Below are 11,883 nucleotides of genomic sequence, written 5' to 3'. Positions count from 1 at the left end.
GTTTCGGCAACGGTGAAGGGAGCCGTGATGAGTGACGGAGACTGGCTTGATCTGGCAGATGTCGTGCATGCTCTCCGCCGGGAGCTGGCGCAGGCGACCGCGGAGGGTTCGGAGGCCGAGGTCCGGTTCGAGCTCGGCCCTGTCGAGCTGGAGTTTCTCGTCGATGTGAAGAAGGACGGCGGCGCCGAGGCCGGGGTGCGCTTCGGGGTGGTGTCCTTCGGCGCCAAGGGCACTGTCACCTCCGGGTCGACGCACCGGTTGAAACTGCTCCTCACGCCCAAGGACGGCTATGGGCGCGCACCGTACGTGACCGGCCAGGGAACACACGTTCCCGACCGGTGAGGAAATCGACGATGGTGAGACGAGAGAGAGTCGCCGAGACGTTCGCGCGACGCGCGGACGGCACATGGGAGTTCGGCTCGGGCTATCTCATCGCACCGCGGCTGGTGCTGACGGCGGCGCATGCGGTCGTCGTCGACGGCGCTCCGGCGCCGACGGTCATGGTGCGGTTCCTCGGCGACCCTTCGACGCCGACCGGCCGGGTCGCGTGGTGGCGCCATGACGACACGGTCGACGCGGCGCTGGTGGAGGTCACCGGCCCGGCGGAACACGTGCCCGAGGCGGCTACGGTCCGTTGGGGACGACTCACTGGCACACGCGGCGGGGTACGGTGCGAGGCCACCGGGTTCCCGGACGCACAACGTGGTCCGGATGACATACGAGACACCGAGCACCTGTCCGGCACGATCAATCCCGGCACCGGGGCGAAGTCCCGCCGTTACGACGTGCTGGTAGACGCCTGGCCTGACTCCCGCACGCGTTCCTCGGCCTGGGCCGGCATCTCCGGGGCGGCGCTGTTCTGCGGCGAGGACGCGTTGCTCACCGGTGTGCTGGTGGCCGATCCGCCCGAGTTCGGGAGCCGGCGGCTGACGGCGGTTCCGGTGGCACGGTTCCTGGACGATCCCGGATTCGTAGCACTCGTTGGCGAGCAGACCACCGAGTCGGTGGAGCTCGCGCCGTTGTTCGAGCCCCCGACGGTCGTGGGCGGATCGCGGTCCCCCGCGTACCTGCTGGCGGCCGACGCGGAGGTCGTGCCGTTCCATGGCCGTACGGAACTCCTGGCGAAGCTCTCGGCGTGGTGCGAGGAGCCGGACACCGTCTCGACCTGGCTGGTGACCGGCCCGGGAGGCCAGGGCAAGACGCGCTTGGCGCGAGAGTTCGCCGCCCGGCGGCGAGCGGCCGGCTGGGCGGTCGGATGGCTGCGTCCGGACAACGGGGATCCCCTCGACGTGGGCCCGCTCGCCGCGTCGGCGGTTCCGGTCCTGGTGATCGTCGACTACGCCGAGACAAGGACCGATCAAATACGGCGGCTCGCCACCCGGATCGGTGCCGTACGGGACTCCGGGCTGCGCGTGCGGTTACTACTGCTCGCCCGCCACGCCGGTGAATGGTGGCGGCAACTGGTCATCGGGAGTTCGGTGATCGAGCGGGCGCTCGGCCGGCACGTCACTGAGCTGCCTCCGCTGGAGGACACCGCGGAAAGGCGTGCGCCGCTGTTCGCCACGGCGGTGGAGCACTTCGCGCGTGCCCTACGCCGACGCGGCGACCAGATCGGGCCCGACCTACCGGACCCGCCTGACGATCTGGGCCACCCGCGGTACGGCTCCGTGCTGACCGTGCACATGACGGCGCTCGCCTCGTTGCTCCAGCTCGGGTTCGAGCCGGTACCGGAGAAGAAAGGGGAAGGCGTCGAGGACGTCCTGCTCGGCCACGAGGAGCGTTACTGGGGATGGACCGCCTACGCGCGGGGCCTACGGTTCGCGTACTCGAAGGCTCTCCGCAGGGCCGTCGCCACGGCGACTCTTTTCAGCGCGACCACCGAGACGGAGGCCGCGCACCTGCTGGGAGCCGTGCCCGGCCTGCGTGACCAGCCCGAGGAACGCCTTCTGGCCCTTGCCGAGTGGCTGCACGACCTCTACCCCGCCGCCGACAGCCGGTACTGGGGCCGCCTGCAGCCCGACCGCCTCGGTGAATATCTGGTGGCTCGTGTCACCGCCGAGGACACCGACCTGTTCGACGGCCTGTTCGGGCACGTGCCCGCGCGCGATACGCAATACGGATTCGAGGTGCTCAGCCGGGCGGCGGCACTCCGGCCGGCCGCCGCGGACACCATCGCACGGTTGGTGTCGTCCCGGCCCGAGCTCGCGTCCGTCGCCGCCGTCGCCGCGACCCGCAGCGATCAGCCGGACCCGCTGATCACGGCGATCGAACCACTGACCGCCCAGGTCACCGCAGAGCCCGATTGGCTCGACGAGCTCATCGCCGTCACCTGGGCCGCGCCCTCCCTCTTCGGCCGGTGGAGCATCGAGGCGTTCCGCCGTCTCGTCGACCGCTACCGCGAACTCGCCCGTGATGACCCGGCGACCCATCGGCCCCGCCTGGCCTCGCAGCTGTTCGCGCTGGCGGAACGGCTGAACTCCGTCGGTGAGACAAAGGAGGCGCAGGAGAGCCTCGAAGAGGCGGTGTCCCTAGGGCGTGAGCTCCCGGACGATGCCGAGACGGAGCTGGCGCCCGCGCTGGGTCTCCTCGCCAAGCTGTACATGAGTCACGGGCAGACCAGGAAGGCTCTGGCCACGGCGAAGGAGTCGGTAGAGCAATGGGAGCGGAAGAACCCGCCCGATCTCCACGGCACCGTGCAAGCGCTGTCCAACTTGTCCGCGATCCTCAACGAGTCCGGCGATCGAGAGGGAAGCCTGCGCACGGCGGAACATGCGCTGGAGGTCTACCACCAGGTAGCGGAGCCCGATCCCTGGCTGACGATCATCGCCACCAGCGCGGGGACGAACAGGGCGAACCGCTTGATCGACTTCGGTATGCAGACCGTGGGTCTGGCCATCCACCGGGAGGTGGTCGACACCCGTCGCCGCATCGTGGAGGACCACCCGACCCTCTTCGACCACGACCTCGCGTCCGGCCTGCACAACCTGGCGAAGACGCTGCACCGAATGGGCGAGGACGAGGAGGCGGCCCAACACATCGAGGAGGCCGTCTCGATCTACCGGCCGCTGGCCGAACGGCTCCCCGCCGTCTATCTGCGGAACCTGGCGGACACCCTGGGCACGGAAGGAGTCATCCTTCTCGGCCGGCCGGGGAAGGCGCGAGCGGCCGTCGAATCTCTTGCCGAGTCTGAGCGGATCGCCACCGCGATCGACGACAAGGTCCTGATGTTCGCCGCCACGGGCGGACTCGAACTCGCGCGCCGCCGCTCCCCCGAACTCCGGAAGTACGTGGCCGAGCTCAGACGTTACCGGTCTCGCTCGGATCCGCCCGGCCACGGCCAGAAGTCTCGGCCGGATCCGGCACGCGTGGTCCGCAACCAACCGAAGAGGCGGTCGCGCCAGGATCGCAAGAAGGAATGACCGTGCCGTTTCCGCTGCCCTTCGGCCTGGGGTCGAGACGCGGTCCCCACTATGCGCCTGAGCCGTCCGGCAGTGCCGCGACGACGTCGATCTCGACGAGGATGTTCGCGAGGTCGGAACCGACCGTCGTCCGCACCGGGTAGGGCTTCGGCAGGAGCGACTCGTACGTGGCGTTGAAGCCCGGGAAGTCGCGGTGGAGATGCTGCAGGTGGACCGTTGCCTTGACGACGTCGGCCAGCGTCAGGCCACGCGCCGCGAGGACCGCCTCGACGTTGCGGATGACCTGCGCGGTCTGTTCCTCGATGGTGTCGGCGACCGCGCCGGTGCGCGGGTCCTGCGGGCCGAACCCCGCGGTGTAGAGGAACCCGTTCGCGACGATGCCCTGTGAGTAGGCGCCGGCCGGGCGCGGCGCGTCCTCGGTCCGTACTTCCTGTCGTGTCATCGATGCTCCTTCAGCTCGTGGTCTCGTTCAGCAGGTCCGCCGCCGCGCGGACCGGGTACAGGCACGCCACCGCGTGCCCCGGCACGTCGTGGTCGACGAGCGGCGGCCGGGTACCGTCGCACTCGTCGCGGGCGACCGGACAGCGGGTGCGGAAGACGCACCCGGACGGAGGGTCGGCGGGCGAGGGCGCCTCACCGCGCAGCACGATGCGGCGACGCGCCCGCTCGGCCTTCGGATCGGCGATCGGCGCGGCCGACAGCAGGGAGTGCGAGTACGGGTGCCGCGGATTGGTGAAGAGCTCCTCGGTGTCGGCCAGCTCGACGATGCGGCCGAGGTTCATCACCGCCACCCGGTCGGCCATCTGGCGCATCATCGACAGGTCGTGGGAGACGTAGACGTACGTCAGCCCGCGCTCGCGCTGCAGGCGCCGCAGCAGATTGGTGATCTGGGCCTGGATCGACACGTCCAGGGCGCTGGTCGGCTCGTCGCAGATCACCAGTTTCGGTTCGAGGGCCAGCGCGCGGGCGATGCCGATCCGCTGCCGCTGTCCGCCGGAGAACTCGTGCGGGTACCGGTCCTGGACCGAGGCGTCCAGGCCGACGGCGTCCAGCAGCTCCGCGACGCGTTCCCGTGCCGCGGCGCGGCCGCGCCGGCCCCGCGGCACCTTGTGATGGGTGATCAGGGGCTCGGCGACGATCTCCCCGATGCGCATCCGCGGGTTCAGGCTGGCGTACGGGTCCTGGAGGACGACCTGGAGGTCCTGACGCACCGACAGCATCTCGCGCTGTGACAGTTTCAGCAGGTCGCGCCCGCCGAACCGGATCTCGCCGGCGGTCGCGTCGACGAGACGGAGGATCAGCCGGGCGAGCGTCGTCTTGCCGCACCCGGACTCGCCGACCAGCCCGAGCGTCTCGCCCGGGCGGACGTCCAGCGAGACGTCGTCGACGGCGAGCACCGTCGATCCGGGCCCGCGGCCGGCGAACTCCTTGCGCACGCCCCGCAACGACAGCAGCGGCTCGTCCCGCGTGCTCACGTTCCGCTCACCCGCCTTCCTTCGCTCGTTCCCGGGAGGTCGTCGTCGGTCAGGACGCAGGCCGCGGCGTGGCCCGGCGCCTTCTCCTCCAGGGCGGGTACGGTGCTCGCGCATTCCGGCCGGGCGAAGCCGCAGCGTGGGTGGAAGGCGCAGCCGGACGGCAGGTCCAGCAGGTTGGGCGGTGCGCCGCGGATCGGGTCGAGGACCGCGCCGCCGGGGACGTCCGGCCGGGGCATCGACTCCAGCAGCGCCCGCGTGTAGGGCATCCTCGGGCGCTCGAACAGGTCGTCGGCGCCGGCCGCCTCCACGGGCCGCCCGGCGTACATGACCAGAACCTTGTCGGCCACCTGCGCCACGACGCCCAGGTCGTGCGTGATCAGCACGATCGCCATCCCGAACCGGTCCTGCAGATCGGCCATCAGCTCCATGATCTGCGCCTGAACGGTGACGTCGAGCGCGGTCGTGGGCTCGTCGGCGATGAGGAGCTTCGGCCGGCAGGCGAGCGCCATCGCGATCATGACACGCTGCCTCATGCCGCCGGAGAGCTGGTGCGGGTACTGGCCCGCGCGCGCCTCCGGGTGGGCGATGCCGACCTCGCGGAGCGCCTCGACCGCGCGGGCGCGCGCCTCGCCGCGCGGCAGCGACCGGTGCCGGCGCAGCGACTCGACGATCTGCGCGCCGACCGTCTTGACCGGGTTGAGGCTGGTCATCGGGTCCTGGAAGATCATCGCTATCTCGTTGCCGCGGACCTGGCGCATCTCGCGCTCCGGCAGCGTCAGCAGGTCGCGGCCGCCGGCGACGATCTCGCCGCCGGTGTAGACGCATGGCGGCGTGGGATGCAACCGCAGGATCGACAGGGCGGTGGCGGTCTTGCCACTGCCGGACTCCCCCACGACCGCGAGCGTCTGCCCGGGCTCGACCGAGAAGGACACGCCGTTGACGGCACGGACCGTCCCGGTGTCCAGGCGGAACTCCGCATGCAGGTCATTGACCTCGAGTACCGGCACGGCGGTCACCCCTCCCGGGTACGGGCCAGCAGGCGGCGGGCGATTCCCTCGTAGACGTCGACGGCGTCCACGAGTTCGTCGAGCGGCACGGACTCGTCCGGCCGGTGGGCCTGTGCCAGGCTTCCCGGACCGCAGATCACCGTCGGGATGCCGGCGCCGACGAGCTTGCTCATGTCGCAGCCGGCGTTGAAGCCGGTCGCCCGGTCGGCGGGCCGTCCGGCGTCGCCGAGCGCGGCGAGCGCGGCGGCCACCACGGGCTCGCCGGCCGCGGTCTCGGACGGGACGGTCGCCACGACGACCTCCGGGTCGGCCACGTCCAGTCCGGGTCGGGCGGTGCGCAGCTCGGCCAGCATCGCCGCGAGCCGCCGGTCGCAGTCCTCGTGCGTCTCACCGGGGACGAGCCGCCGGTCGACGATGAGCGTCGCCTCGTCCGGGACGGTGTTCTGCAGGGCGCCGCCGGACATGATCGTCACGGTCATGGTGGCCGGCCCGAGCGCCTCGTGCGGGAAGGCGGTGAGCCGCTCGGTCTCCTCCTCGCAGGCGGTCACGAACGCCGCCGCGTCGGCGACGGCGTTGCGGCCGAGCCAGGGCGAGGCGCTGTGCGCCGCCCGGCCGCGGAACCGCAGGCGTTTCATGTACGTGCCCTTGTGCGCCCGGGCGACGGTCAGCCCGGTCGGCTCGCCGACCACGGCCGCGTCCGCCCGCAGGCCACGCTCCACCAGGTGCGCGCTGCCGAGCCCGCCGGCCTCCTCGCCCATGACGGCGGTGAGCAGGATCTCGCCGGTCAGCCCGGACGGCCGGGCGGCGAGCCGTTCCATGGCGCAGAGCATGGCGACGAGGCTGCCCTTCGCGTCGCAGGTGCCCCGCCCGATCATGTGCCCGTCCCGGACGACCGGCTGGTACGGCGGCGTCGCCCAGTCCTGCGACGACGGGTCGACCACGTCCAGGTGACTGTTGAACACCACGCGCGGTCCGTCGCCGAAGCGGAGGCGGGCGAGGACGTTGTCCGCGACCGGGGTGACGTGCTGGCGTGTCACCGAGGCACCGAAGTCCGTGGCCCAGCCGGCCACCCAGTCCGCGACCCGGGTGACGTCGCCCGGCGGGGTCGGGCTGGGCAGCGCGACGCACGTCGCGAGCCGTTGGATCACCGTCGCGCCGTCGCTCATCCGCCGCTCCTCACCGGGGCGCCGAACACTGCGAGGAGCTCGTCCGGGTCGGCGCGGACGTCGCCGGCCGGCGGCGGCGCCGCGCGTTCCAGCGCGTCGGGCTGCTTCTGGCCCGAGCCGGTCACCACCGCGACGACCACGTCGTCCTTCGACACCCAGCCCTGGGCGCGGGCCCGCAGCAGCGCGGCGACCGAAGCCGCCGCGGACGGCTCGGCCGTCACGCCCTCGGCGCCGAGCAGCCGCATCGCCTCGAACAGGTCGCCGTCGTCGACCGCGACCGCCCGGCCGCCGGACTCGTAGATGGCGCGCAGGACGCGCACCCCGCCCTGGATCGGCGCGTCGCCGGCGATGCTCTGCGCGACGGTCCGCGTGGCGTCGCCGTGCGCGCCGGCGGTGGTCCGGCCGTCGGTGAAGGCCCGTACGATCGGCGCGGAGGCGGAGGGCTGGACGCCGATCATGCGCGGCAGCCGGTCGATGACGCCCATGCGCCGCAGTTCGCGAAAGCCCTTCCACGCGCCCCACAGGCCGCCGCCGGTGCCGACGGGGTGCACCATCACGTCCGGGGCACGCCAGCCGAGCGCCTCGCAGATCTCGTAGGCGTACGTCTTCATGCCCTCGTGCCGCACCGGGTTGATGAAGTTGACGAACGAGTAGAAGCCCGCCTCGGCGAGCGCGCTGACACCGGCGAAGATCTCCAGGCTGGAGCGGTAGCGCAGCCGCAGCACCCGCGCGCCGTACAGGCTGATCGCCGCGACCTTCGTGGGGTTGGCGACGTCCTCGACGAGGACCGTGGCGTCGATGCCGGCGCGTGCCGCGTAGGTCGCGAACGACGCGCCGGCGTTCCCCGAGCTGTAGGTGAACGCCTCCTCGATCCCGAGGGAGCGGGCGAAGCCGACCGCGACCGCGAACCCGCGGTCCTTGAAGCTGCCGGTCGGCATCAACGTGTCGTTCTTGACGCGCAGGTTCGGGATGCCGATCCGGTCGCCGAGAAGCCGCGTGGTCAGCAGGGGCGTGTCCCCCTCGCCCAGGTACAGCGGTTCGGTCCCGTCGGTCACCGGGAGCAGGTCGGCCCAGCGCCACAGGCCGATGTCGCGGCGGCCGGCCGCGCGGGTGAGGATCTCGCGCGAGGCGCGCGTCAGGTCGTATTCGATCTCCAGCAGCCCGCCGCACGCCGTGCAGAGCAGAGCCGGGGTGTCCAGCGGCGTACGCGCGTGGCAGTCGTCGCAGACATAGTGTGACGCGAGGTTCATTTCGTGTATGCCTTCGGGTCGGCGACGTCCCGGAGCATGTCGCCGGTTACGTTGATGGAGAGTGTGGTGAGCATGATCGCCGCTCCGCTGAAGACCGCGATCCACCAGGCGCTGCGCAGGTAGAGCTGCCCGTCGGCGAGCATCCCGCCCCAGGTCGGGATGCTGGGCGGCACGCCGAGCCCGAGGTAGCCCAGGGACGCCTCCGCAATGATCATCGCCGCGACCTGCAGAGTACCGATGGTGACCAGCGGCGCGGTGATGTTCGGCAGGAGATGGCGGGTCATGATCTGCCGGTCGTTGTCGCCGATCGCCCGGGCCGCCACCACGAACTCCCGCGACCGCAGCGACAGCACCTCGGCGCGGACGACGCGTGCGTAGTTGACCCAGCCGGTCAGGCCGAGGACGAGGATGACGAACCAGAGGCTCGGGCCGAGCACCGCGATGATCGCCAGCGCGAGCAGGATCGTGGGGAAGGCCAGCTGGATGTCGGCGAGCCGCATGAACACCTGGTCGCGCCATCCGCGGTAGTAACCGCTGACAAGGCCGACCGCGGTGCCCACGACACCGGACAGCAGCGTCGCGGAGACGCCGACCAGCAGGGAGATCCGGGTGCCGTACACGATCCGGCTCAGCACGTCGCGGCCGAGATTGTCCGTGCCGAGCGGATATCCGGGCTGGTGCCCGGCCGACCAGAAGGGCGGACGGAGCTTGAGGGTGAGGTTCTGGGCGTTCGGGTCGTGCGGCGCGATCAGCGGCGCGAACACTCCGACGATCACGACCAGGAACAGGACGCCGATCGCCACCTTGGCGGCGTGGTTGCGGCGCAACGCGCGCCGGACGGCGTGCCACATGGTGTTCGAGGCGGGCCGCGCCGGAGCGCCGGTCCGCCCGGCCGTCGCGGTGGTCATCAGCTCAGCCTCACTCGGGGGTCGAGGGCGGCGTAGGACAGGTCGACCAGCAGGTTCACGACCACGAACACCGTGGCCAGGAACATTACGGTCGCCTGCATCAGGGGGTAGTCGCGGTAGGTGACGGCCTCCACGGTCAGCCGTCCGACACCGGGCCAGGCGAAGACCTGCTCGGTGAGGATCGCTCCGCCGAGCAGGTTGCCGATCTCCAGGCCCACGACCGTGACCACGGGGAGGGAGGCGTTCCGCAACCCGTGCGCGGTCACGATCCGCCAGCCGGTCAGGCCCTTGGCCCGCGCCGTACGGATGTAGTCCTCGCCCAGCACGTCCACCAGCGACGACCGCAACAGCCGGGCGACCATCGCGATGGAGTACAGCCCGAGGGTGACGGCGGGAAGCACGAGGTTCTCGATGCCGCCCATCCCCGAGGCGGGCAGCATCTGGAGGTTCACCGCGAAGACCAGGATGAGCAGGATGCCCACGAAGAACGCGGGCGCCGACTGACCGACCAGGACGGCCGCCATCACCGTGGTGTCCGTGGCGGTGCCGCGCCGCAGGGCGGACACCACGCCGGCCGGGATCGCCACCACCAGCACCACGACCAGCGCGCCGGCCGCCAGAGTGACCGTGGCGGGCAGCCGCTCGGCGATCACGTCGAACGCCGGGCGGTGGAAGAACAGCGACTGGCCGAGATCCAGGTGCAGCAGGCCTGTCATGTAGGAGACGTACTGGCCGAGCAGCGGCTGGTCGAGACCCAGCTGGGCGCGCAGCGCCGTCTCCTGCGCCGCCGTGGCGTCGGGCGGGAGCATCTGGCGTACCGGGTCACCGGAGATCCGGACGAGGAAGAACGACACGGTCGCGACGCAGAACAGCACGAGCACCGCGTGGCCGATCCGCCGGCCGACGAAGGACCAGAGCGCGCGGTCGCCGATCCGGGGCAGCGTCAGCCCCCCGGACCGGGCCGTCAGGTCTCCGCTCATGTGAGCTTCGCGCTCGCCATGGCGAGTGTCCCGTTCGAGTTCGTCTTCCACTGGACCCGGTCGTTGACCGCGAACAGGCTCCTGGCCTGGTAGAGGAACAGGAAGGGCGCCTCGTCCACGAGGAGCTGCTGGAGCTTGGTGAAGGCCTGCTTGCGGGTCGCGGAGTCGACCGAGCCCTCTTCGGTGTCGATGAGCTTGTCCGCCTGCGGGTTGTTCCAGCGGCTCTGCCGGCGGTCGTGCCGGATGAACGACTGCAGGTTGCTCTCGGCGTCCATCGTCCAGCCGGTGTTGCCGGTGAAGTACATCGGGCCGAGGGCCTGCTTGTTCGAGGAGACCAGCCGCTGCTTGAACGTCGCGGCGTCCATGATCGACACGCTCGCCGTCACGCCGATCTTGGCGAGCTGACCGGAGATGGCCTGCGCCATGTCCTTGTCGACGGCGGAGGCCGTCAGCTTGGTCGTGAAGCCGTTCGGGTAACCGGCCTGCGCGAGCAGGTTCTTCGCCTTGGCCAGGTCGTACGGGAACGCCTGGACCGAGGGGTCGTAGCCGAACGACTGGTGCGGGATGAGCGTGGGGGTCTGCTGCCCGGCGCCGTTCAGCACGGACTTGATGAGCGTGGGCACGTCGAGCGCCATGTTGAGCGCCTGGCGCACCTCCTTCTTGCCCAGCGGGCCGCCGCTCAGGGTGTCGATGGACACGAAGAACGTACGGATCCCCGGGGAGGTCACGACCTTCAGGCCTGGACCGTTCCCAAGCTGCTGCGCCGCGTCCGGGCTGAGCTGGGACACGATGTCCACGCCGCCGGACTGCAACGCGGCCAGCGACGAGGCGGCGTCCGGCATCACCTTGAAGGTGACCTGCTCCACCCCCGGCTTGCCGCCCCAGTACTTCGGGTTCGCCTTCAGCACGATCTGGTTGTCGCGCTGCCAGGACTGGAAGACGTACGGGCCGGTGCCGACGGGGTTGGCCGCGAAGGCGGCGTCGCCCTTCTCCTTGATGTACTTGGGCGGCACGATGACGCCGCCGAACAGCGACACCTTCTGCGGCAGGATCGGGTCCGGCTGGCTGGTGATCACGTCGACCGTGCGCGCGTCGACGACCTTGGCCTTGGTGACGAACCGCAACTCGACGATCGGGGACTTGGTCGCCGGGTCGATCAGGCGCTGGAGGCTGTACGCCACCGCGGCGGCGTCGCACGGCTCGCCGTTGTGGAAGGTCACCCCGCTGCGCAGGTGGAAGCGCCAGGTCGTCGGCGAGACCGACTCCCAGCTCTCGGCGATGCCCCCGACCAGGCGATCGTTCACGTCGCGCACGGTCAGGGTGTCGAAGATGTTGATCAGGACGTTCATCGACGGCAGGTCGCCCTGCTTGTGCGGGTCCAGCGTGGTCGCGTCGGCGGGCTGGGTCACCCGGAGGACGTTGCCCGCCTTGCTCGCGGGGTTGGAGCCGGCCTTGCATGCCGTCAGCAGGCCCGGCACGGATATCCCGGCGACCGCGAGCCCGCCGAATCTCAGCAGCTCACGGCGGCCCATCGTGATGCGTTCGGTCACGTCTCGCTGCCTTCCTCGTAACTCCCGCAGCGCCGCACCCAAGGGGAAAGAAGTGACGGACAGGGCGCGATCGGGCATTTTGCGTTTCATATTGTGAAACGCCGTGTCGTATGGTTGAATATGCCGCA

General features: G+C 70.9%; 10 protein-coding genes. 2 read left to right on the top strand and 8 right to left on the bottom strand.

The features are described 5' to 3' along the window. Positions 1-27 precede the first annotated feature (27 nt). Positions 28-342, top strand: coding sequence for a trypco2 family protein (locus QSK37_RS37790; RefSeq protein ID WP_285630612.1), 315 nt, complete (start codon positions 28-30; stop codon positions 340-342). An 11-nt stretch (positions 343-353) separates the two neighbouring features. Then, positions 354-3,419, top strand: coding sequence for a tetratricopeptide repeat-containing serine protease family protein (locus tag QSK37_RS37785; protein ID WP_285630609.1), 3,066 nt, complete (start codon positions 354-356; stop codon positions 3,417-3,419). A 49-nt stretch (positions 3,420-3,468) separates the two neighbouring features. Here the strand turns inward: QSK37_RS37785 and QSK37_RS37780 are convergent, their stop codons facing one another. Genes QSK37_RS37780 through QSK37_RS37745 form a run of 8 tightly spaced genes read right to left on the bottom strand, consistent with a single transcriptional unit; the run spans position 3,469 to position 11,755 of the window. After that, positions 3,469-3,861 (bottom strand): RidA family protein, encoded by a 393-nt coding sequence (locus QSK37_RS37780; protein ID WP_285630606.1) that lies wholly within the window; start codon positions 3,859-3,861, stop codon positions 3,469-3,471. 10 nt (positions 3,862-3,871) lie between these two features. Continuing rightward, positions 3,872-4,894: an ABC transporter ATP-binding protein gene (locus QSK37_RS37775; RefSeq protein WP_285630603.1), complete on the bottom strand. Its 1,023-nt coding sequence runs from the start codon at positions 4,892-4,894 to the stop codon at positions 3,872-3,874. Next, on the bottom strand, positions 4,891-5,901 hold the full coding sequence (locus tag QSK37_RS37770) for an ABC transporter ATP-binding protein (RefSeq protein ID WP_285630600.1): 1,011 nt from the start codon (positions 5,899-5,901) through the stop codon (positions 4,891-4,893). Before QSK37_RS37770 ends, QSK37_RS37775 begins: the two co-directional genes overlap by 4 nt. 5 nt (positions 5,902-5,906) lie before the next feature. Beyond that, positions 5,907-7,067, bottom strand: coding sequence for a M20 family metallopeptidase (locus tag QSK37_RS37765; RefSeq protein WP_285630597.1), 1,161 nt, complete (start codon positions 7,065-7,067; stop codon positions 5,907-5,909). After that, entirely contained in the window at positions 7,064-8,317 is a 1,254-nt protein-coding gene (locus QSK37_RS37760) for a threonine synthase (protein WP_285630594.1), read from the bottom strand. The genes QSK37_RS37765 and QSK37_RS37760 overlap by 4 nt, the downstream gene beginning before the upstream one ends. After that, on the bottom strand, positions 8,314-9,225 hold the full coding sequence (locus QSK37_RS37755) for an ABC transporter permease (protein ID WP_285630591.1): 912 nt from the start codon (positions 9,223-9,225) through the stop codon (positions 8,314-8,316). The genes QSK37_RS37760 and QSK37_RS37755 overlap by 4 nt, the downstream gene beginning before the upstream one ends. Further along, on the bottom strand, positions 9,225-10,205 hold the full coding sequence (locus tag QSK37_RS37750; protein WP_285630589.1) for an ABC transporter permease: 981 nt from the start codon (positions 10,203-10,205) through the stop codon (positions 9,225-9,227). The genes QSK37_RS37755 and QSK37_RS37750 overlap by 1 nt, the downstream gene beginning before the upstream one ends. Next, a complete protein-coding gene (locus QSK37_RS37745; RefSeq protein WP_285630587.1) occupies positions 10,202-11,755 on the bottom strand; it encodes an ABC transporter substrate-binding protein in 1,554 nt (517 codons plus the stop codon). The genes QSK37_RS37750 and QSK37_RS37745 overlap by 4 nt, the downstream gene beginning before the upstream one ends. Positions 11,756-11,883 lie beyond the last annotated feature (128 nt).

This window comes from Actinoallomurus iriomotensis, from assembly GCF_030269445.1.
GTDB lineage: Bacteria > Actinomycetota > Actinomycetes > Streptosporangiales > Streptosporangiaceae > Actinoallomurus > Actinoallomurus iriomotensis.
This window is presented reverse-complemented; position numbering and strand designations above follow the sequence as displayed.